Annotated in this window: 19 protein-coding genes; 15 read left to right on the top strand and 4 right to left on the bottom strand. The window is 44.0% G+C overall.

All coding sequences use genetic code 11. From position 1 onward, the window contains the following. The 6 genes from ABD894_RS12640 to ABD894_RS12615 all read left to right on the top strand — a co-directional run bounded on the left by ABD894_RS12640 (position 1) and on the right by ABD894_RS12615 (position 4,841). A complete protein-coding gene (locus ABD894_RS12640; protein ID WP_345211404.1) occupies positions 1-471 on the top strand; it encodes a nuclear transport factor 2 family protein in 471 nt (156 codons plus the stop codon). A 9-nt stretch (positions 472-480) separates the two neighbouring features. After that, positions 481-1,698 (top strand): epoxide hydrolase family protein, encoded by a 1,218-nt coding sequence (locus tag ABD894_RS12635; protein ID WP_345211403.1) that lies wholly within the window; start codon positions 481-483, stop codon positions 1,696-1,698. A 102-nt stretch (positions 1,699-1,800) separates the two neighbouring features. Beyond that, positions 1,801-2,541: an SDR family oxidoreductase gene (locus ABD894_RS12630; RefSeq protein WP_345211402.1), complete on the top strand. Its 741-nt coding sequence runs from the start codon at positions 1,801-1,803 to the stop codon at positions 2,539-2,541. 195 nt (positions 2,542-2,736) lie between these two features. Then, positions 2,737-3,114, top strand: a complete 378-nt coding sequence (locus ABD894_RS12625) for a winged helix-turn-helix transcriptional regulator (protein WP_345211401.1) — start codon at positions 2,737-2,739, stop codon at positions 3,112-3,114. A gap of 164 nt (positions 3,115-3,278) precedes the next feature. Beyond that, positions 3,279-4,331, top strand: a complete 1,053-nt coding sequence (locus ABD894_RS12620) for an alpha/beta hydrolase (protein ID WP_345211400.1) — start codon at positions 3,279-3,281, stop codon at positions 4,329-4,331. A 51-nt stretch (positions 4,332-4,382) separates the two neighbouring features. Beyond that, positions 4,383-4,841, top strand: a complete 459-nt coding sequence (locus ABD894_RS12615; RefSeq protein WP_345211399.1) for an organic hydroperoxide resistance protein — start codon at positions 4,383-4,385, stop codon at positions 4,839-4,841. A gap of 68 nt (positions 4,842-4,909) precedes the next feature. On the opposite strand, the gene ABD894_RS12610 is transcribed toward ABD894_RS12615, so the two are convergent. Together ABD894_RS12610 and ABD894_RS12605 are read right to left on the bottom strand one after the other, a co-directional pair. Continuing rightward, positions 4,910-5,530 carry a TetR/AcrR family transcriptional regulator gene (locus ABD894_RS12610; protein ID WP_345211398.1) on the bottom strand — a complete coding sequence of 207 codons (621 nt, stop codon included), beginning with the start codon at positions 5,528-5,530 and terminating at the stop codon, positions 4,910-4,912. A 5-nt stretch (positions 5,531-5,535) separates the two neighbouring features. Continuing rightward, positions 5,536-7,134 carry an ABC-F family ATP-binding cassette domain-containing protein gene (locus tag ABD894_RS12605; protein ID WP_345211397.1) on the bottom strand — a complete coding sequence of 533 codons (1,599 nt, stop codon included), beginning with the start codon at positions 7,132-7,134 and terminating at the stop codon, positions 5,536-5,538. Between the two features lie 251 nt (positions 7,135-7,385). On the opposite strand from ABD894_RS12605, the gene ABD894_RS12600 reads away from it, so the two are divergent. From ABD894_RS12600 to ABD894_RS12590, 3 genes are all read left to right on the top strand, one after another. Further along, positions 7,386-8,417, top strand: a complete 1,032-nt coding sequence (locus ABD894_RS12600) for a sensor histidine kinase (protein ID WP_345211396.1) — start codon at positions 7,386-7,388, stop codon at positions 8,415-8,417. After that, positions 8,398-9,159, top strand: coding sequence for a LytR/AlgR family response regulator transcription factor (locus ABD894_RS12595; RefSeq protein WP_345211395.1), 762 nt, complete (start codon positions 8,398-8,400; stop codon positions 9,157-9,159). Before ABD894_RS12600 ends, ABD894_RS12595 begins: the two co-directional genes overlap by 20 nt. Before the next feature lie 242 nt (positions 9,160-9,401). Further along, positions 9,402-10,352, top strand: coding sequence for an alpha/beta fold hydrolase (locus tag ABD894_RS12590; RefSeq protein ID WP_345211394.1), 951 nt, complete (start codon positions 9,402-9,404; stop codon positions 10,350-10,352). Positions 10,353-11,353: 1,001 nt separating this feature from the next. Here ABD894_RS12590 and ABD894_RS12585 read toward each other — a convergent pair. Both ABD894_RS12585 and cobA read right to left on the bottom strand, forming a co-directional pair. Further along, the gene (locus ABD894_RS12585) at positions 11,354-11,701 is read right to left on the bottom strand and encodes a DUF7009 family protein (protein WP_345211393.1); all 348 of its coding nucleotides are present in this window, start codon (positions 11,699-11,701) and stop codon (positions 11,354-11,356) included. Between the two features lie 16 nt (positions 11,702-11,717). Next, a complete protein-coding gene (cobA, locus tag ABD894_RS12580; RefSeq protein ID WP_345211392.1) occupies positions 11,718-12,461 on the bottom strand; it encodes a uroporphyrinogen-III C-methyltransferase in 744 nt (247 codons plus the stop codon). Positions 12,462-12,772: 311 nt separating this feature from the next. Here cobA and nirB point away from each other — a divergent pair, with 311 nt between their 5' ends. From nirB to ABD894_RS12550, 6 genes are all read left to right on the top strand, one after another. Beyond that, positions 12,773-15,265: a nitrite reductase large subunit NirB gene (gene nirB, locus ABD894_RS12575; protein ID WP_345211391.1), complete on the top strand. Its 2,493-nt coding sequence runs from the start codon at positions 12,773-12,775 to the stop codon at positions 15,263-15,265. A gap of 57 nt (positions 15,266-15,322) precedes the next feature. Next, positions 15,323-15,673: a nitrite reductase small subunit NirD gene (gene nirD / locus ABD894_RS12570; protein ID WP_345211390.1), complete on the top strand. Its 351-nt coding sequence runs from the start codon at positions 15,323-15,325 to the stop codon at positions 15,671-15,673. Positions 15,674-16,231: 558 nt separating this feature from the next. Next, positions 16,232-17,773, top strand: a complete 1,542-nt coding sequence (locus ABD894_RS12565) for an alginate export family protein (protein WP_345211389.1) — start codon at positions 16,232-16,234, stop codon at positions 17,771-17,773. A 145-nt stretch (positions 17,774-17,918) separates the two neighbouring features. Continuing rightward, entirely contained in the window at positions 17,919-19,220 is a 1,302-nt protein-coding gene (locus ABD894_RS12560) for a NarK family nitrate/nitrite MFS transporter (protein ID WP_345211388.1), read from the top strand. A 9-nt stretch (positions 19,221-19,229) separates the two neighbouring features. Next, positions 19,230-22,742 (top strand): molybdopterin-dependent oxidoreductase, encoded by a 3,513-nt coding sequence (locus ABD894_RS12555; RefSeq protein ID WP_345211387.1) that lies wholly within the window; start codon positions 19,230-19,232, stop codon positions 22,740-22,742. 1 nt (position 22,743) lies between these two features. After that, positions 22,744-24,186 (top strand): rubredoxin, encoded by a 1,443-nt coding sequence (locus ABD894_RS12550; protein ID WP_345211386.1) that lies wholly within the window; start codon positions 22,744-22,746, stop codon positions 24,184-24,186. Positions 24,187-24,189 lie beyond the last annotated feature (3 nt).

The raw sequence follows: 24,189 nt of genomic DNA, 5'->3' as shown, positions 1-24,189 counted from the left end.
ATGTCAACGATACATATCCTCGAGATCAAGGATGAAATAAGAGGATTGATGGCCGCGTATGTAAGGTATGCCGATGAAAAGCAATGGAATAAATTGGCAGCACTTTTTACTGTTGATGGAACCTTTATACCAAAAAACGTAGCGGGTGAGGTGCTCCTGGAAATGAAAGGCAGGAATGAGATTGAGGAAACCATATTCAATAGCATTGGCGAAACCATCGCCATACATCACCTCTTTTCCTATCAGGTTGAAGTGGAAAATGAGCAAAGCGCCCGTGGTGTATTCTCCATGGAAGACCGCCTGATCCGGCCGATCGACCCGAATGAAGAGCTGACGGTAAGCGATACCATTACTGATTTCAAAACCATGCATGGCTATGGCCATTACCATGGTGAATTTATCAAAGACGATGGCCGATGGTACATTTCGCGGCTGATACTTGCCAGATTAAAAATTGATTTTACCTATTAAATATTTTATATGAAAACGCAATTAGAACCCTATAGAATCCATGTTCCGGATGATGTTTTAACCGACCTTAAGGAGCGATTAAAAAGAACACGCTGGGCCCAGGATCTTAACAACGAAGATCAGTACTACGGACTGAGCACTGCATTTTTAAAAGAATACGGAGATCACTGGTTAAACAATTATGACTGGCGAGCAGCAGAAGAACAATTGAATGCAGTGAACCAGTATAAGGTAGAGATAGATGGTCAACCCATTCATTTCATTTACGAGAAAGGTAAAGGCCCTAACCCTACGCCGATCATCCTTTCGCACGGTTGGCCATGGAGCTATTGGATGTGGAGCAAACTGATTGGGCCGCTGACCGACCCGGCAGCCCATGGCGGCGACCCGGCCAACTCTTTTGATGTGATCATCCCTTCGTTGCCCGGTTTCGGCTTCTCTACCCCGGTAACTAACGGCGAACTTAATTTTTGGAAGATTGCCGATCTGTGGCATAAACTGATGACCGAAGTGCTGGGGTATAAAAAATTTGCAGCCGCAGGTAGTGATTACGGCATGCTGGTAACCGCGCAGTTAGGGCATAAGTATGCAGCTGATCTGATAGGTATCCATTTAGGCCACGAGATGCCGCTCACTATTTTTCAGAGCGAACGCCCCTGGGACCTTACCGAAGGTAACCTGGTACCTGCCGGCCTTCCCGACGATGTACGCAAGGAGATACTGCATTTTCAGCAAACGTTTGCTTCACACGTAGCCGTCCATATGCTGGATGCACAAACGCTGACGCATGCCCTCAATGATTCGCCAATTGGAATGCTGGCCTGGATACTGCAGCGCTGGAAAAAATGGAGCGATAAGAATGCGCCTTTTACAGATTCTTACACCAAGGATGATGTGATCACATTTGCCATGATCTACTGGGTGAATCAGGCCATAGGCAGTTCTATCCGCAATTACGCCAATGCGAGCCGCTATCCGTGGAAACCATCGCATGACCGTATGCCGACAGTTGAGGCACCTGCAGGGTTTTCGTTATTGACCGGCGAGGTATACCCGCCATTTGCCACTGTGGAAAACCGGGTGGGTATGTTGACCGGGGGACCGCTGGCCAATCAGTTCAACATCGTATATGCGAAAGCTTTCGCCAAAGGCGGACACTTCGGCCCCTGGGAAAACCCGGATGCTTTTATTGAAGGGATACGGGAAACCTTCAAATTGTTAAAATAATGTCATATAGAATAGTGCCGACTGGTATCATCAGTGATACTGGTAACAAAGTTATACCAGTTAGCCATTACCTTTGATGAATATTAATAAATAAAAAGAAAAATGGAAACTTTAAAAGGAAAAAAAGCCCTGGTAACAGGCGGAAATAGTGGTATCGGTTACGCTGCCGCAAAAGAGTTAAAAGCACAGGGCGCGGAGGTGATCATCACCGGCAGACGCGAAGATGCAGTTCAGAAGGCTGCGGCTGATCTGGGAGTAACGGGTATCGTATCCGATCAGGGAAAAGTTGCTGCTATTGAGGATCTGGCAGCTCAGGTAGCCGAAAAATTTGGCAAATTGGATATCTTGTTCATCAACGCCGGCGTATTGGGCGGTGCAAGTATAGAGGGTGCAAAAGAAGAAGATTTTGATTATGTAATGGATGTTAACTTCAAAGGCGCATTCTTTACCTTAAGTCGTTTTATACCGATACTTAACGATGGTGCTTCAGTTGTATTCTTGTCATCTAACGTAGCCAGCATGAACGCCGCAAACGCGTCGATCTACTCATCAAGCAAAGCCGCGATAAATTCAGTAATGAAAATAGCTGCGGCTGAACTGGCACCACGTAAGATCCGTGTGAACGCGATCAGCCCCGGCCCGACACAAACTGAGATATTGAATAAACTTGGTTTAGACGACGCATCGCGTAAAGGCCTGGACGATCACATGATCTCTAAAACCCCGCTGAGAAAATTAGGAACTGCCGAGGACGTTGCTAAACTTGTTTCTTACTTTTCAGGAGATGCGGCAACGTTCATTACTGGTGCTGAATTGATCATTGACGGTGGTTTCAGCCTGTAATGAGGTTCTGAAAAAAGTTTGACGGTCAGAATTGAATTAGCGATAGCGTAGAAGTGTGCGTACCGTTAAAAGGGAAAAGCGCGGGTGTGATCCACCTGCGCTTTTGGCATTTAAGCAACCACTACAATTTCTTTGTTGTGATACATGAAATTGACCGGGATGATATAATTTTGTAACCATCAAATATTGGTCGTTATGGTAAATGAAGAAATGATAAGAAAGGCCGGGGAAGTACTTTCCGATCCGAGAAACCATAAAGAGGAGGTACAGGCCTTACAGGATACCATGTATGTGGTTGGTGGAAAATGGCGTTTGCTGATCATTAATTCCATTTGTAACGGTAATAAACGTTTCAGAGAGATTGAAAGAAGCATTCCCGGTATCACCACGCGGATGTTGTCACGGGAATTAAAAGATATGGAAGCCAACCAGTTGATCAAGCGTACGGTATTCCCGGGAACGCCTGTTTTGGTGGAATATACCGAAACCGATTATTGTATGTCTTTCGGTGGTATCATCCTGGAAATGATCAATTGGGGCAAGATGCACCGCGAAAGAATGAGGCAGGGCTAACAGCAGGCCGGGGTGTTCGGCGGGTTATATGCCTGATCAGCGAGCCGATTTGTCCACTTCAACTCATCTCTCATTCCTGATGTACCCGGGTGAGGCTACATTTGTTCTGTCAAACGGTAAATACCGGCTGTCTGACGAATAAATTAAAGCCAAACTCAGCTACCATGGAAAATAAAAATCTTGATCGCCGCCGTTTTTTAAGCATTACCGCGCTTGGTGCAGTGGCTACTCAGTTCGCAGGTTTCAATATTCTGCAGGCCAAATCATTACAAAACAATAAAATAGCGTCACAAAACTCCGTCACCGGGCTGCGTACCTTCGCCATTAAGCAGGTCCGCACCCCTTTGCTTGATATCGGTTATGCCGATGAAGGGCCCGTAAATGGACGGGTTGTGATTCTGTTGCACGGCTGGCCTTACGATATCCATAGTTTTGCCGACACGGCTGCGTTACTGACCGCCAAAGGCTACCGTGTACTGATCCCTCATTTGCGCGGACATGGTACCACCATGTTCCTTTCAGAAGTAACAGCCAGGAATGGACAGCAGGCCGCGATTGCCAAAGATATTATCGATTTCATGGATGCACTGAGGATCAAAAACGCGATCATCGGTGGGTTCGACTGGGGCGCAAGGACCGCCAATATTATTGCGGCCCTGTGGCCCGAACGCTGCCAGGCGCTCATCTCGGTTAGCGGCTACCTGATAGGCAGCCAGGAGGGCAACAAAAAACCGTTACCACCAAAAGCAGAGTTAAGCTGGTGGTATCAATATTATTTCTCAACAGAACGAGGGCGTGAGGGTTACAAAGCCAATACGCATGATTTCGCTAAACTAATTTGGCAAACGGCATCTCCTGAATGGAAATTTGATGATGCTACATTTGCCCGCTCGGCAGCATCTCTGGACAACCCCGATCATGTTGATATCGTTATTCATAACTACCGCTGGCGCCTTGGGTTAGCCGAGGGAGAAAGCAGATATGATGCCTACGAAACAAAACTGGCAACTTTCCCGGACATCACGGTGCCGGCTATAACGCTGGAAGGTGACGCTAACGGCGCCCCGCACCCTAAACCGGAGGATTATGCCAAACGTTTCAAAAATAAATATGAACACCGTACGCTTACCGGCGGCATAGGTCATAACCTTCCGCAAGAAGCACCGCAAGATTTTGCCGGGGCCATTATTGCCGCCGCTGCAATGGTACGCCAATAAGCACCAGTAGTTTAATTATTATAAATACTCATCATAAACTAACAAAATATCATGAACAATCAACAGATCATCGGCTCAGCCAATAACGCGGGAACCCCGATCAGTAAAGTCCTTTATACAGGCAAGGTACATATTACAGGTGGCCGCGAAGGTGCTGCTAAAAGTACTGATGAACATTTGAACGTAGCGCTTTCTACACCCGGCGGGCCCGGTAAAGGAACAAACCCTGAGCAATTGTTTGCCGCTGGCTGGTCGGCTTGTTTTATTGGCGCAATGCGTCACAACGCAACCGCTTTAAAAATACCCTTGCCGGAAGATGTTGCTGTGGATGCAGAGGTTGATTTGGCAACCGGCCCGGATGGTTTCGCGCTTCAGGCCCGCCTAAATGTAAGCCTGCCCGGTTTAACATATGACCAGGCTAAAGTGGTGATAGAGGCTGCTCATCAAACATGTCCTTATTCAAAAGCTACCCGCGGAAACATCAACGTGGAGATTAACGTGGTGTTGTAAGCACATCGATACATAAACAAAAAGAGGAAATGCATTGTATTTCCTCTTTTTGTTTGAGAAAGCACGATTTATTCCTGCGCACCTTCTAATTTACTGTAACTATCCTTAAGCAACATTTTGTAAACCAATTGACGCCTTTGATGGATGATCCGGTCGAAATCATCCTTGGTCAGTTGGAAAAACTGCTGGTATAATGGAGCCATAATAATAGGGTAGGATAACAACCCGAATAAATTGATCAAAAAATGGACCGGGTCCATTTTTTCCAGCCGGCCAGCTTCCATTTCTGCGGCTACCTCCCTTAAAAAAGAGGCCACCGGCGCTTCACGGATATTGCTCACCAGTTTTTGGCCTGCGCTATTGATCTCTGTAACCATAAAAGTTTCCTCGTAGGGATAGGCGATCATTTCTGCCAGGTAAATATCAATCAGTTCAGCGATCTTTCGGTCAAACGTTAATTTGGATTGCATCGCCTGATCCAGCCGTACACTTAGAGCGGTCATCGATTCTTCAAAAACCTCTGCAATTAACAGGTCCCTGGTTTTAAAGTAATAATGAACCGCCGAACGGTTGATGCCGGCTGCATCAGCAATTTCCTGTGTAGTGGCATAAAGCCGTCCTTCGGCAAATAATATCCGTTTGGTAGTCTCCTTAATCAACTGCTCAGTGCCTGTGTTTTTAAGTGGCATCTTTTTTATGATTTAGTATTTAAACTGATTGACTGGCTAATGCCGATATCAGCAACAAATTGCCGGTCATGCGAAACGACAACGAGTGTGCCGTTGTAAGTTTTTATTGAGGCCGTTAAAATATCAAGACTTTGAACATCGAGGTTATTGGTCGGTTCATCAAGTATGAGCATATCAGGTGTGTAATTGCTTACGGCAAGGCAGCAAAGGGAAAGTTTCATTTTCTCTCCTCCGCTCAGATCTTTGCTTTTCCTATCCCAGGCTTCCCTCGGAAACTGTGAATAGATCAGCAGGGATTTTAATTCATGTTCTTCCAGGTTCCGGCTGTTATAATATGACACCTGTTCATACACGGTCAGTTCTACGCGAATCAGCGTATAATCCTGGTCAAGATAAAGATATTTAAAGTTAACCCGCTGTAAAATGCCCGACGTAGCCGTTAGCTTACCCGTGATCAGGCCGATCAAGGTCGTCTTTCCTTTCCCGTTATCGCCGGAGATTTGTACACGGTCACCAGATCTTATCTGGAAATTGAGTGGTTCCCATAACCACTTTTCTCCGTACCGGAAATTGATCCGCCGGGCATCAACTAAAAGTTTTCCGCGATGAACGGAAGAACTGCTGATATCGATCTGCAAAACCTGGTACTGCTGTATCTGGCTGCGCAACTGCCGTATCTGCTCTGTAATTCCTTCCGCTTTATCGTGCTGTCTATCTAATACCCTGGTGGTACTTTGCTCGGCCTTGCTTTTTAGTCCTCCGGCAATGATACGTGGGAGCGAATTGGTTTGGCCGGCTGCCTTTCCCCTGATTTCTTTCTTCTGGCGCTGTTCGGCCAACTCACGTGCTTTATGCTGGGTTTGCTTTAGCACTTTGGACCTGTCATCCAGTTGGTTTTGCAGCGCATCGGCTTTTATCTGTTGCTGTTCTTTGAAAAAATCAAAATTACCGCCATAAACCTCCAGCCCTGAGCTGTTAAGTTCAATGGTTTTATTGACCAGGTTCAATAATAAGCGGTCATGGCTTACCAGCAGGATCGTCGCCTTGCTTGTTACCATTAATTTATAAACCTTTTCCCGGCCGGCACTGTCCAGGTGGTTGGTGGGCTCATCCAGCAGGATGATACCGGGTTCCCAAATGCTGATGCCTGCTAAAAACACTTTCGTTTTTTCCCCTCCGCTCAACTCACGCATCAGTTGGCCAGGCAGCAAATGCCCGATGCCCCATTCGCTGAGCGCGGCCGATACTTTGTCTGCAATTGTCCAGTCATCCTCCAACTGATCGTACAGGCTCAGATCCGGGTCACCAGAAGTAATAGCATCAATAGCTTTAAGCTTGATAGCTACCTCGAGTACTTCTGCAATGGTGCATTCATTGTACTGACCCAGGTGCTGGGGGACGAACCACGGTTTTTCCGTTAAGATTATTTCCCCGGATGAAGGCCGTAACTTGCCCGCGATAACCTGCAATAAGGTAGATTTTCCGGCACCGTTATTACCCACCAGGGATGCTTTGTCGCCTTTGCTGATACTCAGGGTAAGTTGCCTGAATAAAGTTTCTTTATCCGGATGGATGAAGCTGACCGAGTTGATAATGATACTCATAAGCAATTACTTTTAACGTTTGATCACCAGAACGAAAATGGTGAATGGAAGCAATATTTTATTCAACAAAATTGTTGAATAAAAATTATAATTCCTAATTTGGCTGTAGATTTTCTTGAGTACCGATTTGTCTTGTTCAAGGCGGAATGTGTCCGGTTCAGGGTTTAAAATGCTCCGTATCCGTTTCAAATCAGGTAAATTTATCTTCATAAAATATAGTTTATTAATCGCCAGTAGCGGCAAGCTCAGTAATGGATCAAAAAACAAAACATCAAAAAATAAAGATCGCGCCTGCAGTTATCTGGGGCAGTTCGATATTTTTGGGCCTTTTATCTTCTGTTCCTCAAATTGCCGCACTTCATTTTAATGTTGCAGAAGCAGCGGTAAACGCCGCAATCACTGCAGCCTTTGCGTTGGTGATGTGGTATTTTAACATTTTCATGTTGTCCCGCCAGTCTGATAAAAAAACAGGGCAAACAATTTCCTACAAACGCTTGATCGAAAGCCTGCTTTTTGGCTTGATTCTGATGCTGGGCCTGGCCTGGATACAACAGTTGATCCTCTCTCATATCAATTTCGGCCCGGTTATGCTGATGGTAGAGGTACGGGGTATTCTCATCAATCTGGTATTTTACATGTTTCTGCACCTGCTTCAGCAAAACTATGAAAACCAGACAGTAAGCATGGAGCTGGAACAGATTAAAAACGATAACCTGGGTGCACAGTATGAATTGTTAAAACAACAAGTTAACCCCCATTTCCTGTTCAATAGTTTAAATACACTTAAGGCCATGGTAGAAAGCGGAGACGAAGATGCCATTGATTTTATCATTAAGTTATCCAATTTCTATCGCTACACCCTGGAAAGCCGTAAACTGGATCTGATTCATCTCTCCGAAGAAATGGAGATTGTGAATGCATACCTGTTTTTACAAAACGCGCGGTTTGAAGGCGGCTTTACTTTCAAAGAGGATTTACCCAAGCATGTGTTGCAGACATTAATACCCCCATTCACCTTACAATTACTGGTTGAGAACTGCATTAAGCATAATGTGGTTTCTCTCGACAGGCCTTTACATATCTGCCTGTATGAAAAAGACGGAAAGATCATAGTGGAGAATCTGATCAGGCTGAAATCGGGCGACCATAATTCGCTGGGCGTGGGCCTGAAAAATATTCAGCTGCGTTATTTCCATTTACTCGAAAAAGAAATCGAGATCATCAACGACGGTAAATTTTTTCAAATCAAACTACCATTAATAAATGAATATCATCATCATTGAGGACGAGCTAAAAACAGCAAAATCGCTTGAAAATATCATCTTAAGCCTGCGCCCCGCATCAAAGATCCTCGGGCAGTATCAAAGTATCGAAGGTTCGGTAGCAGCCCTTTTAGGTGGTTTGCAGCCTGACCTCATTTTTATGGATATCCAGTTGGCTGATGGCTTATCCTTCGAGATCTTCAAATCGGTAAACATCACCTGCCCGGTTGTTTTTTGCACCGCGTTTGACGAATATTCGTTGGAAGCTTTTAAAAGTAAAGGCATTGATTATGTACTTAAACCATTCTCTAAAGACGATATTAGCCAGGCGCTGCGTAAAGTGGACGAACTGAAGAATTTTTTTCAGCAAAAGGTGGTGCCTGAACTTGGCGATCTGCTATCAAAATTAAATACGCCGAGCGGGAAAACGAGTTTTTTGGTATTTAAAAACCAGAAGTATGCCACCGTTCAAACCGATGATATTGCCTTTTTTTATATCCGGAATGACAGCACTTCTATTATGTGTTTTGATAAGCAGGAATTTGCGCTCAACCAATCACTTGATCAGGTGACAGCTTCGGTAGCTGCAAGACAATTCTTCAGAGTTAACCGCCAATACCTGGTCAACTTTAAAGCAATCAAGGAAGTTGAACATTATTTTATGCGTAAATTGTACGTTAAACTGCTTATTGAAACACCGGAAAAGCTTTTAATTAACAAGGAAAAATCCCACAGCTTCCTTACATGGATGGAGGAGCGCTAAACCCACATTGTATTTGCAATAATTATCAATGCGATAAGCTTTAATATAAGGCTTGGCTTGTTATATTTTTCCACCTGCCTTATGTAACCGGGTAGTTAACTTTCGGCTAAACTTTCCGGCTATCAGCTTAACCACAACAATTGCCCTGATCATACCTTTATATGTCCTGTTCAACTGTTTTTGGCTGTTAGCAGGGCAGCATAGCCGCTAATTTTGGATCATATAATTCAAAAACAAGTACTATGGAAACTTCAAGAACTAAAACAACACTAACAAAATTAGGACTAATATGCCTGCTGAGCCTGGCTTTTATTGCCTGTACAAAAGACGATCAGCCAACGCAGCCTCCAGTAGAAGAGGTCGACTATCATTTGAAAGCTCCAACTAAATTCGCCTTGGTCGGTCAGGCAAAATTCGCCTATAGAATATTAGGCAATAAGCCGGGCATTCCATTAATAATGGCTTCATCCCTGGGTGCTTCAATGGATGATTGGGACCCGGCTGTTACCAACGGACTGGCACAAAATAATACGGTAATTATTTTTGATATAGAAGGTGTTGCATCCTCTACCGGTAAAACGCCAGATAATGTAGCGGATATGGCTAAGGGCGTAGTAAATTTCATCAAAACATTAGGCTATACCAAGGTAAACCTGATGGGATTTTCTATGGGGAGTTTCATTTCACAGCAAATAGTACTTACTGAACCCGGTATAGTCAATAAGCTGATTCTGACTGGCACCGGGCCAAAGGGTGCCCAGGGACTGAGCAACTTGCCGAACTTATTAGGCGCAGCGGCTGGCCTGAGCCCAAAAGAAAGCTTTTTAAAATTTGCATTCACCAGCTCTCCTGCAAGTATTGCAGCAGGTAAAGCAGCCTGGAAGCGTTCACAAAAACGCACCGTAGATCGTGATGTTGCATTGAGTCCTGAAACAGGTTTGGCGGAACTCACTGCTGTATTGGGTTGGGCCCAGCCATACCCGGAAGCATTAAATGAATTAAAAAAAGTTACCCAGCCAGTACTGATAGCGCAAGGTGAAAATGATATACCCGTGCCTGTGATCAATGCGCAAAACATGGCCAAAAGTTTTCCTAATGTTAAATTGATAGTATATAAAGACTCGGGCCATGCTTCTTTTTCTCAGAACCATGATCAGTTCGTCACTACAGCGAACAGCTTCCTCAAAAATTAATACAGATCAATATATTCTATAGTAAAATGCCGCAGACTGCTTAGTAGTTGCGGCATTTTCATTTCCTTTAGTTCCGGAGGCGGGATGGACTTTCCGGAGCCATTGATCATAGAGTTTCACAGAAGAGGTCAATGTGTTATGGGACACATTAGCCTATTTTTTCGGAAAGCGGTGGTTAATGTGCTTGGAATATATAGACCAACTGTCTCGTCCTGGTTTTACTTGTCGTTTTTGAATAGTAATACTGGAATCAGTTTACACCGTTATTCTGTAGTTCTAATTTTTGGATTCGATATTAGATTTATTGAGCAAAAAAAATTTACACAATTGGATAAACAAAAACTTTTAAATATAAAGCATAAAGCCAGCAGTAAGCCGGCTTTAAAGAACATTATAGTATTTGTTGGACTTTAGATCGTATTTTCCCAAGCTCTCACTTGGTGATTTTTCAACATACCCTCTACGAATTTAGGGACCACGTTACGGAATTTACCGGTATCGGATGGAAGGATCCCAAACATCGAATCGATCATTTCTTTAGGATCTAAACGGCGGGATTACTTGCTCCGGACTATTAATGCGGGATAGCCTGTTCATACCGGATAGCGTTCACATCATTAGAATAACTGGGCATTATTGAGGTCTCAACTGCTTTTGGACTTTTCGATTTATTTTGCGATATTTGGATTAATAGTAAATGTTATCAAATATCCCATTTTTGATGCTTAACTACCTGTAAATAAGGCGTTTGTGCCTTTGGTGATTTTTGTTACCTATTTGTTACCAGTTTTGTGTAATTGTCTGATTATCAGTATATAAATTCTTTCTGTATCGGTAAGTGACCGAGTTGCAAAAAGAATACTTAAAAATTATTCGTTTACAATAAGTCAAAGAATCAAACGAAACTAATACACGATAAATAAACTATGCAATTAGTTGAATGAATTGACTAAAAAGTCAATAGCGAGCCGTGGCGCTTTCACTTTAAGAAATGCACTCTTTTATTTCAACAAAGGATTGGGGTAATTATCACTTTGATCTTCACTCATGGCATCAATACACACAAAATCCTTTTCAATTAACAGGTATAAAGTGCTGCTGTTGTTGTTGAATCCTACACGATCGGTAGTGGCCCACTCTTTCGCCAATAGTTGGGGCATTAATAAAGTGATCTTGTTATTTTCAAATTTTGCTGATAATTCAGCTTCATTGTATTGTTGCAGCGCGTATATCAATTGCTGATCGCCAAAAGAAGTTGCTTCTTCAAAATAGCCTGTGGCGGTAAAGCGCTCAACTTCCGAGCGTGTAAGGCGGTAGCGTACCGAGTTGCCTTTAATGCGGATCTTCATAATTTTATTATGTTATTTATGCTGATAAATACTGTTGTGGCAGGGCTGTCACCTGGCCAATAATAATAAGCGCTGGGTAGGTAAGCTGTTGCTCTTTCGCTAACGCAGGCAGGTCTTTAACCAATCCCCTTGCCGATTTTTTATGCGGAAGTGAGGCATGTTGAATAATGGCTGCCGGTGTATCGCCCCGGTTTTCCTTAATATAGGTATCCGCAACTGACTCTATTTGTTTCATCCCCATATATATAACTACTGTAGCATTGCTTTGCATGGCCAGGCGCAAATCGGCAGATAGGCTGCCATCTTTTTTGGTTCCGGTTATCATCCACACGCCCTCGCTCATGGTGCGGTGTGTTAATGGAATATCCTCAAATCCCGATGCCTGCATACTGGTAATGCCGGGTATATAATGTGTAGTAATGCCATGCTCGCGTGCGTATATAATTTCTTCAAAGCCACGTCCAAAAATAAAAGGGTCGCCTCCTTTTAGCCTTACAACGCTGCCTTTTTTAAAAGCGAACTGTTTTATCAGCTCGTGTATGGTCTCCTGCGGAGTGTATTCGCCATAAGGCTGCTTGCCAACGTAAACTTTTTCACAGTCCTTAGGCACAAGATCTAATAATTGCTGATTAGCCAAATTATCATATAATACAACACGTGCCTGTTGCAATACCTTGTAGGCTTTCATTGTAATCAGTTCCGGATCACCCGGGCCGGCTCCAATTACATATAATTCCAGTTTTGTATCAGTCCTTATCATTTTTATTCTGCTTTTCTATAGATTTTATATGTAATTCGTGTTTTATTCTCATCTATTTTGATTTTATGCTATAAAAATCATGTTTGGTGTTATTGATAATTGCTAATATCTGCAATCTTATTGATTTATTTAGTTAAAATATCTAATTTTTATATCTTAAATAATATAAATATGTATTATAAAAAATAAAAACATCAAAAAATATGATTTAAAATAATTAATTGCTACTATTGCTATGGTAAATCATTCGAGGTCGCATTCGGAATTGATTTGTTAGATTAAAAAGAGCTTTAACATTTAAAAAACTTTATATGTTGCAACCAACCATTATAGTGATTGGCAATGGCATGGTAGGATACAAGTTTTGTGAAAAACTTGTATCCAAAACCTCCCGGTTTAATGTCATTGTTTTTGGCGAAGAGCCAAGGCGCGCTTACGACAGGGTTCACCTGAGTGAATATTTTACGGGTAAAACAGCTGATGATCTTTCTCTTTCTGCATCATCATGGTATGTCGAAAATAGTATTACCCTTCATCTTGATGATCCTATACAGGAAATAAACCGCGCCGAAAAAACAGTACATTCATTAAAAGGCCTTAACCTGCAATACGATTACCTGGTGTTGGCTACAGGATCGGCGCCGTTTGTGCCCGATATTCCGGGGATTGAAAAGGATGGGGTGTTTGTGTATCGTACCATTGAAGACCTGGAGTTGATAAAGGCTTACGCTGCAAAATCAAAAACAGGCGCCGTGATGGGTGGTGGTTTGCTTGGTTTAGAGGCGGCTAAGGCACTTATTGATTTGGGTATTGAAGATACGCATGTAATTGAATTTGCACCGCGACTAATGCCTCGCCAGGTGGATGTCGCGGGCAGCGAAATGTTACGCCAAAAGTTAAAGCAGCTCGGCTTAAATATTCATCTTAATAAAAGTACCACCAATATAACCGGCGAGCATGCTGTAAAGGCCTTGCGTTTTAATGACGACACGGAGCTTGCGGTAGATATGCTGGTAATATCGGCCGGTATTCGTCCGCGCGATGAGTTGGCGAGGCTGGCCGGGTTGCAGGTAGGCATGCGTGGCGGTATTTTGGTAAATGAAAAAATGCAAACCAGCGACGATTGTATTTTTGCCATTGGCGAATGCGCCTTGTATGATGGCATGATATACGGGCTGGTAGCGCCGGGTTATGATATGGCCGAAGTGGTGGTGTCTTGTGTAACCGAAGGTGATAAAGCCTTTTATGGGTTTGATATGAGTACCAAGCTTAAGCTGATAGGCGTAGATGTGGCCAGCTTTGGCGATCCTTTTGTTACCGAGCCCGATTGCCGCACTATTGTTTTTGAAGATACGCACAAGGGAATATACAAGCGCATTAATATTACTAACGATGGTAAGTATTTGTTGGGAGGTATTTTAATAGGTGATGCCGATGCTTATAATATACTGCTGCAAACGGTAAATAATAAAATAGTGCTTCCGCCCGATCCTGAAGATTTGGTGCTCGGTGCGCGTGGCGGCGAGGCTAATGCAGGTGCCGGTGTAATGAGCTTGCCCGACGATGCGCTGATCTGCTCGTGCGAGGCGGTTACCAAAGGCGCGATCTGCGCGGCGGTTACCGATGGGGGTGTTACCGGGATTGACACGATGAAGAAATGCACCAAGGCGGGTACGGGTTGCGGTGGTTGTGTGCCTTTGGTGAAAGATTTGATTGCCGGTACAATGAAAGCGAACGGGCAATATGTTAAAAATGTGATCTGTGAGCATTTTGATCGTTCGAGGCAGGAGCTGTATGATTTGGTGAAAATTAATAAGCTGAAAAACTACGACCTCGTGCTCGATCATTTTGGCAAGGGGGATGGCTGCGAGGTGTGTAAGCCGGTTGTGGCAAGCATTCTATCGAGCCTTTGGAATGATGTAATTGTTAAGCAGGATACCATACAGGATAGTAATGATCGATTTTTGGCGAATATTCAAAAGGGTGGTACTTATTCGGTAGTGCCGCGCATCCCCGGAGGTGAAATTACCCCAGATAAGCTAATTGTTATTGGTCAGGTGGCTAAAAAATACGGATTGTACACAAAAATTACCGGCGGGCAGCGTATTGATCTGTTTGGCGCGCACGTGGGCGACCTGCCGCTGATATGGGAAGAGTTGATTGATGCCGGTTTTGAAAGCGGGCATGCCTATGGTAAGGCCTTGCGTACGGTGAAAAGCTGCGTAGGTAGTACGTGGTGTCGGTTTGGTTTGCACGATAGCGTGTCGTTTGCCATTGAGGTAGAGGATAGGTATAAGGGTGTGCGCTCGCCGCATAAATTAAAAGGAGGGGTTAGCGGTTGTATCCGCGAGTGTGCCGAGGCGCAATCGAAAGATTTTGGCATTATAGCTACCGAAAAAGGCTGGAATTTATATGTATGTGGTAATGGTGGCTCCAAGCCCCAGCATGCGCAATTGCTCGCGGCTGATATTGATAAGGAAACTTGTATTAAGTATCTCGACAGGTTTTTGATGTTTTACATAAAAACAGCCGATCAGCTAACCCGTACCGCCACCTGGTTAAATAAAATGGAAGGCGGCATGAGTTATCTTAAAAATGTGGTGGTTAATGATAGTTTGGGCATAGCCGATCAGTTGGAGGAGGAGATGCAGGGGCTGGTAAATACCTATCACTGCGAGTGGAAAGAAGCTGTTAATGATCCGGCTTTGCGCAAGCGTTTCGCTCACTTTGTAAACGCTGTTGACGAAAAAGATCCGAACGTGAAATTTGAAACCATGCGCGGCCAGGTAAAGGCAAGCTGGTAAGGGTTGTTATTAATTAAAGAAAACACCGGCACCTGCCGGAAAAAAATAGAAGCAAATATGGAAACGCAAATAGCACAACAATGGATACTGGCCTGCTACGCCGATGATGTTCCGGAAAATGGCGGCGCATGTATTAAGCATGGCAGTGAGCAAATTGCCATATATAATTTTACCCGTAGAGGGGAGTGGTTTGCTACACAAAATTTATGTCCGCATAAGCAGCAAATGGCTTTGTCGAGGGGGATGATAGGTAGTAGCGGCGATACCTGCGAGCCGAAAGTGGCTTGTCCGTTTCATAAAAAAACCTTTTCGCTGCTTACCGGCGAGAGTTTAAGCGGAGATGAATGCGCCATAAAGATTTACCCTATTAAGGTGACAGAGGGTAAGGTTTATGTAGGTGTGTCTTAGTAAATATTGAATAAGCTTTATAAAATTGTTAAAGGCGTTACTTCGGTAATGCTTTTTTTTTGTTAATGCTTTTTTTTATAGACGATTTTGATAATTAGGGTGTTTCTTTTTGATATTGTAGTTGTGCTTGTGATTTTTTATGGTTTGTTTAAGATATTGTTTGGGTTTTTATATAGTATAGTACCTTTATTATTGAAATTTGTCAATGATTTTTACCTTTCATAAGGTAATTGTAAGTTTTATTTATGTTTGATTTGTTTGATTTGCTTGTTGTGATGAAATTTTGACTTTTGTAAATTGATATTCTTATATAATATTCACTTTTTTCTATTTTATTTAATAAAATTTGTTGTTTTTGAATATTAAAATTGCTTTTTTGTCATAAATAAGATATATTTATAAAAGAAAATGAAATAGAATGATGTCCCATCAAAACAATTACTGCCAATGGATGAAAAAATAGAAAAGTAACCACATAAAAAAGCCCTGTCGGGAGGTCGCATTCCCGGCCAGGGTTAGATAGTTTTTATTGCTTTAACAGATAAAAAACCAAACCAAATGTACAAAATTGCATTTAACCGCTATGCCTTTGCCTCTTTTTTGTCTTTTTATTTTTGCTCCGCCGGTTTCAAAGCAAATGCCCAATTAACCTTTACAGGGCAATTAAGACCACGCGGCGAAATACGCGACGGCTACGGTACACTCAAACCAAAAGACAACAAAGCTGCCGCTTTTATTTCACAGCGAACGAGGCTCACTCTTAATTACAAATACAGTAAACTCATTTTTCAGGCATCTGTACAAGATGTACGCTTATGGGGGCAGGATGCTTCAACTATTTCACCTGCCGATGGCAATAAACTTGCCCTGCACGAAGCCTGGGCCGAACTCATCCTCTCCAACAAAAAAGATACTTCCTTTAAAAATTCCCCCTTTGATTATTTCGCCATAAAAATTGGCCGCCAGGAATTGTCTTATGACGATGACCGCCTGCTGGGTAATTCCGATTGGCTACAGCAAGCTCGCCGTCATGATGCCTTGATATTCAAATTATTAAATAATGGCTGGCAGGCAGATGTAGGCCTCGCCTTTAACCAAAGCTCGGAGGCTATTAATTACAATGGCACCTATTATACGCCCGCCAATGTACCTGCAACCGTAAAAGATAGTAAAGGCAACTTAGCCAATACCCCCGCAGGCTTTATTCCGCTTGTTAACGCAGCGGGAGTGAGCGCTAAAAACGGCAGTCCGGCATTTCTTAATTCGCCGGGTACTAATGCCCTCAATCAAAACTATAAATCACTACAATATATATACGTAGCTAAAAAGATCAGCAAAACTAAGGTGTCGGCGCTCTTCCTGGCCGATCAGTTTGGAAAATACATTACCGATTCGGTTAAAAATGTAGCAGGCGACGACGTTGGTTATATTTATGGCAAACGCTTTAACCAAGCCGGTGTAAATACACGCTATACCACAGGCTTACTGGTAAACCCTGTTTGGGGTGGTAAGGATGAATGGCTTGCTACAGGTGGGTTTTACTATCAGGGCGGGCATGATCGCGACGGACTTAAGTTAAACGCTTATACCTACACTGCATCTTTAAGCTATAAACCATCGGCTATAGGTTATACCATAGGTTGGGATCGCTTGTCGGGCGATAATGCCTTGTCGGGTTCTAAAACCAATCACCGTTTTGACCCGCTTTATGGTACCCCGCATAAGTTTTGGGGCTATATGGATTATTTTTATGCCGTAAGTGGTGCGCCAACAGGCGGCCTTGATGATCCTTTTGTAAAGGTGAAATACATCTCGGCAAGTAAAAAAATCACCGCCGAACTCGCCGGGCATTACTTTGCCCTGGCCGATAATCAAAAAGATGGTGCAGGCAATGCGGTGAGTAAACACCTCGGTACCGAAATTGATTTTACCACAGGCTACAAGCTCAATAAATATACAACGGTTGATTTAGGCATCAGCTATATGGCTGCTACCCATAGTATGGAGTATGCAAAGGGGATAACTCCCGGTACTGCGGCGCTGCATCCCGTTTGGGCTTACCTCCAACTAAATGTAAAACCTGAATTTTTAAATAAATGATGTAGAATGGATTTAACCACAAAGTTAGCAAAGGCCTACACAGAAAATACAAAGTCTGTCATCGTATCTATGCTTGGTGACCTTTGTGTAAAACTTAGTGTACTTCGTGGTTAAAAAATAACATGTACTCACAATACTAATCACAATGAAAAATCAACTTACCAAAATAAATATATTCTCGGTTAAGGGCGTGCAAATGCGCACCTTCCACATCACCTGGCTAATGTTCTTTGTATGTTTTTTCGGCTGGTTTGGCCTGGCACCATTGATGCCTACCATCCGTACCGAACTCGGTTTGAGCAAATCGCAGGTGGGCAACATCATTATCGCCTCGGTTACCGCTACCATTATCGCGCGGCTTATTATCGGTAAACTATGCGATACCTGGGGGCCACGTAAAACTGCTGTCAGGTTATTGATCTTCGGTTCTATCCCCGTTTTATTTGTAGGCCTGGCGCATGATTATACTTCGTTTCTGTTATTCAGGCTGGCAATAGGCATTATCGGGTCTTCTTTCGTTATCACACAGTTTCATACCTCAATGATGTTTGCCCCGCAAATTAAAGGAACGGCCAATGCCATTACAGGTGGCTGGGGCAACCTTGGCGGCGGCGTAACCAATATGGTAATGCCGTTAATATTTGCGGCTATTGTAGGCTTTGGTTATACCAGCGCTCAGGCCTGGCGCTACGCTATGATCGTACCGGGTGTAATGATGCTTGTGGTGGCTTACCTGTATTACAAATACACCAAAGATACTCCTGAAGGTAACTACGACGAAATTGGTTACACCAAAGCAAACTCATCAAAAACAGATTGGAGCGTACTGGCCGATTGGCGTATATGGGCGCTAACCGCCGCCTATGCCATGTGCTTTGGCATGGAGATCACTTTTGACAACGTAGCATCGCTCCATTTTGTTGATTCATTTGGCCTTTCGCAAAGCAGCGCGGGTTTTTGGGCGGGCATATTCGGTTTCATGAACATCTTCGCCCGTGCCTTGGGTGGTATCGTATCTGACAAGGTAGGCGCCAAATTTGGTATGCGCGGCAAGGGTTTACTGCTTGCAGGTGTATTACTTTTAGAGGGGATTGGCTTACTGTTCTTTGCACAGGCAGGTACTTTAACTACGGCTATCGTGGCTATGCTCTCGTTCGCGTTGTTCCTCAAAATGTCTAACGGGGCCACTTATGGTATAGTGCCTTTTGTAAATGCTAAAAATGTGGGCCTGGTAAGTGGTATAGTGGGCGCAGGCGGCAACCTGGGTGGTATGTTCTTCGGGATGCTGTTTAAGTCGGAAAATATTACTTATGTACAGGCATTTACGTACATCGGTTACACCGTGATGTTTATTTCATTAATAGTACTGGTTACCCGCTTTAATAAACAGCCTGCCCCAAAGCAAGAGGCTGAAGCTCAAATGATACCCGGATCAATAGCATCATAAATTATCAGCATGTCCTCAAAAAAAAATACCGATACCCGTGCTACGTCTATTTGCTGCTATTGCGGCGTGGGGTGCGGCGTGCTGATCAATAAAGAAAAAAACGGATCGATCACCGTTGAGGGCGATAAAAATTACCCAGTTAATAAGGGTATGCTGTGTAGCAAGGGCATGAACCTGCACTATACCGTAAACGATAAGAGCGACAGGCTGCTTTATCCGCAAATGCGCTACAATAAAAGCATGCCCATGCAAAGGGTAAGCTGGGATGAAGCGCTTGACCGTACAGCTGCCGTTTTCAAAACCTTCATTAATAAATACGGGCCCGATTCGGTAGCTTTTTACGCATCGGGCCAATGCCTTACCGAAGAGTATTACGTGATCAATAAACTCATTAAAGGCTTTATAGGCAGTAATAATATGGATACCAACTCGCGCCTGTGTATGAGCAGCGCGGTAGCCGGTTACAAAATGGCTTTGGGCGAAGATTGCGTACCCGTTTGTTATGATGATATTGAACTGGCCGATCTGTTTTATGTAACAGGGGCTAACCCGGCCTGGTGCCACCCCATATTATGGCGCAGGGTGGAGGCCCATAAAGCCGCCAATCCTAACGTAAGGCTGATTGTGGTAGATCCGCGCGTTACGGATACCTGCGCCATTGCCGATCTGCATTTGCAAATCAATCCCGGTACGGATGTTACCCTTAACCATGCCATAGGGCGTGTGCTGATTGAGAACGGCGATATTGATGCCCATTTTGTACAAAACCATACTGAAGGTTTTGAAAAGTACAGTGCGCTTGTTTTTCAAAGAACAGTTGCCGAAGCATCGCGAATTTGTGGCGTTACCGAATCAGATATCCGCCTCGCGGCGCTTTACATCGGCGAAGCCAAAGGTTTTATCACCATGTGGACAATGGGTCTTAACCAAAGCGTAGTGGGTGTAAATAAAAACCTTAGTCTGATCAATTTGAATTTGATCACCGGCCACATCGGTAAACCCGGCTCGGGGCCCTTATCGCTCACGGGGCAGCCAAATGCTATGGGCGGGCGCGAAGTAGGCGGATTAGCCAACCTGCTGCCCGCGCACCGCGATATGAATAATCCCCTCCATCGCGAAGAGGTACAAAAGTTTTGGGGCGGCACAACCATTAATCCCAAACCCGGGCTAACCGCTACCGAAATGTTTGAGGCATTGAACGATGGCCGCCTGAAAGCCATCTGGATACTGTGTACCAACCCGCTTACCAGTATGCCTAATGTACGTATGGTAGAGGAAGCCCTTAAAAAAGCGAAGTATGTAGTAGTGCAGGAAATCAGCAACAAACCCGAAACGCTTCAATACGCCGATGTGATACTCCCGGCTGCTGCCTGGGCCGAAAAGGAGGGTACCATGACCAATTCCGAGCGCCGCATCAGTTATCTCAATAAAGTAGTTGAGCCCCCGGGCGAGGCCTTGCCCGACTCAGAGATCATCTGCCGTTTCGCTCGAAAGATGGGTTACAATGGTTTTGATTATAAAGATGCCGCGGCTATATATGCCGAACATGCAAAGCTCACCGCCAAAACCAATATCGATATCAGCGGCCTCAACTACGATATACTGAAAGAGAACAGATCGGTACAGTGGCCTTATCTCAAAAAACGCTATATAAAAGACAGTAGCCGTTTATTTACCGATAAGCAGTTCTACACACCATCGCGAAAGGCACGCATACATGCCGTGCCCGATGAATTTACCAGCGAACGCGCCGATAACGATTTTCCGTTTATATTAACTACCGGCCGCATTCGCGATCAGTGGCATACCATGAGTAAAACGGGTAAGGTAAACAAGCTTAATCAACACTATCAGCAAGCCTTTGTAGAGATACACCCAGATGACGCCGCACGGTTAGCCATTGGCGAGGGAGAAGTAGCTGTGATTACGTCCCGAAGGGGCGAGGTACATGTTAAAGTCAGGCTATCTGCACAAATAAAACAGGGTGTAATATTTTTGCCGATGCATTGGGGCAAAATACTGGGCAACGATCTTAACCGTGCCAATAACCTTACTAATGATATTATTGACCCTATATCAAAGGAGCCCGATTTTAAATATTGCGCCGTAAATGTGGTTAAGTTTAGTAAACCTAAGCAGCGTATTGTGGTGATAGGCGCAGGCGCGGGAGCTTACGGTTTTGTGCGATCATACCGCGAACTGAATCCGGATGATGAGATAATAATTTTCAGCAAAGAGAATTTTCCTTTTTACAACCGGGTAATGCTGCCCGATTACATCAGCGGCGAACAGCAATGGGAACAACTGGTTAAGATGAAAGATTCGGAAGAACCGGCTTATAATATCTCCTTACTGCGTGGTGTAAGTATTGAAAAAATAGACCGAGAGAACAAATGCGTGCTTGATTCGCGGGGTAAAAGAACCGCTTATGATGTATTACTGATGGCGACCGGCAGCCGTGCCGCCATACCAAAAAATATACCCAAATTGCCGGGTGTTTTTAGCATGCGTACCCGTACCGATGCTGATAACTTTAAAAAGCATGTGCCTAAAAACGGACATGTGGTAATTGTTGGCGGTGGTTTGCTGGGTTTAGAAATGGCCGCTTCGTTACGCGAGATTGGTATTAGTATAACAATTATACAACGTACCTCGCGCTTTTTGAACCGGCAACTTGATGAACTGGGCAGCCGTTTGCTGCACGAGGAAATGGTTGACCAGGGCTGTGATATTTATTATGATGATGAGGTGCAGCTTTTTTACGGCCGCTCTAAGCTGACGGGTATTGGCCTTAGAAGCGGCCGCAAAATCAATTGCGATGCTATGATACTGGCCATTGGCACATCGCCCAACCTGGAGCTGGCAAAAGATTGCGGTATTGATTGCAAGCGTGGTGTGGTAGTTAACGAACGCCTGCTCACCAGCGATCCTAACATATACGCCATTGGCGAAATTGCCGAGTTTGAGGGCACGCTTTATGGTATTACCGCCGCTGCCGAGCAGCAGGCCGAAGTTGTTGCCAGGTACATGAACGGCGATATTGCCAGCTATTATAAAGGCAGCCTGTTTATGAATATAATCAAGATCCACGGGTTCGACCTGTGCAGTATAGGCTTGTCTGAATGCCCGGATGATACTTACGAGGAGATCACCTTTATTGACAAGGCCAAGCGCTACTACAAAAAATGTATCATACATAACGACAGGCTGGTAGGCACCATATTGATAGGCGACAAAAGCGAGTTTAACGAGTTTAGAGAATTGATAGCCAATAAAACGGAACTGAGCGATAAACGCCTTAAACTGTTACGCAGCGGCAGCAAAGCCGAACCTGTGATGGGTAAGCTGGTTTGCAGCTGCAATAATGTAGGTGCCGATAACATTCGCAACAAAATAGCCGCGGGCTGTACCGAGTTAAAAGATATTTGCTCGGCAACAGGTGCGGGTACGGGCTGCGGTTCGTGCAGGCCCGAGGTGAAGCGTTTATTGGAAGAAAGTTTAAATGGCATTTTACAAAGTTGATATGAGCGTACAACACACCATCAAGATCAATTTAACGGGAGGCGTAGTATCTGCCGGCGATTTATATGAAATACTGGTAATTGCCGAAAAGGCCGGTGCAACCAATATTTATTTTGGTACCCGTCAACAATTGTATTTTCATATTGACGATAGCCTGCTGAACGATATGAATTATAACATGTTGGGTGCCGAAATAGCTTATGAACTTGGTGTCGAAGAATATCCCAACATAGTAAGTTCATACGTTGCCGATACTATTTTTAATACCGAAGGCTGGCTGAAAGAAGGGGTTTATAAAGATATATTCGACCTGTTTACACATCAGCCTAAGTTAAAGATCAACATTGCCGATAGCGGTCAAAGCTTTGTGCCTTTTTTTACCGGCAACCTCAACTTTATATCGTCGGGGGTAAGTAATTATTGGTACTTGTATGTACGTTTCCCTAAAACAAACCAGGTTTGCTGCTGGCCTGCGCTTGTATACTCAGATGATATTCCGGAAGTAAGCAAGGTAATAGAAGGGCTTATTTATAGCAACAAAACGAAGTTTTATGATAAGGCGGTAATTGATGAGCAATTGTTTTTTAATATGCTTAAGCCACTCATGAGTCATGAGCAGGCCATTACCCATCCCTTAAACCTGCCGGAGTTCTTTTTGCCCTATTACGAGGGTTTTAACAAGTATGGCAGTAATAAGTACTGGCTGGGTATTTATCGCCGTAACGAATGTTTTGAATTAAGCTTTTTAAAGGATGTTTGCATGCTTTGCCTGCAAACAAGGGTAGGGCAGTTGTACATTACCCCATGGAAATCCATCCTGATCAAAAGCATTGATAATACCGACAGGCAGTACTGGGGAAGTCTGCTCAATAAATACCGCCTCAATGTGCGGCATGCTGCAAACGAGCTCAACTGGCAGGTAGAAGATCAATGCCCAGAAGGCCTGGCGCTTAAAAGGCAATTGGTACGTGAGTTTGAGGAAGCCGATATGCGCACTTACCGCTTGTGCTTCGCTATAAAAACGCAACCGCGAACAGGCTTGTTCGGATCGGTGATCCTGAAAAAACAAACCGGCGAACACTGGGAAATTATGTATACCCGCGATTTTAACCCTAACTCTAAAGATTTTGTAGTTTACAAAAAGCGCGTACCCAAAGCCGAAATAATAAAGCATCTCGAAGAGCTTTGCCGCATTTACTATAGTTTTTATGCCGATAACGAGCTAAAAACAGGTAACGACCATTCACATACCGAAGATACCGGCGAACCGGTTAAACAGAAAACCGTACATCAGTGTATTAATTGCTTAAGCGTGTATGATGAAACCTATGGCGACAACGAAAATGGCATTTCGCCTGGAATAGCCTTTTCAGATGTATTGAATTATAGTTGCCCTGTTTGTGGTTCTTCAAAAGCGTATTTCGAAGAAAAAAAGTGGGCATGAATC

The organism is Mucilaginibacter gynuensis (genome assembly GCF_039541195.1).
GTDB classification, from domain to species: domain Bacteria; phylum Bacteroidota; class Bacteroidia; order Sphingobacteriales; family Sphingobacteriaceae; genus Mucilaginibacter; species Mucilaginibacter gynuensis.
Note: the sequence above shows the minus strand (reverse complement) of the source record. Positions and strands in the feature narration are given on the sequence as shown.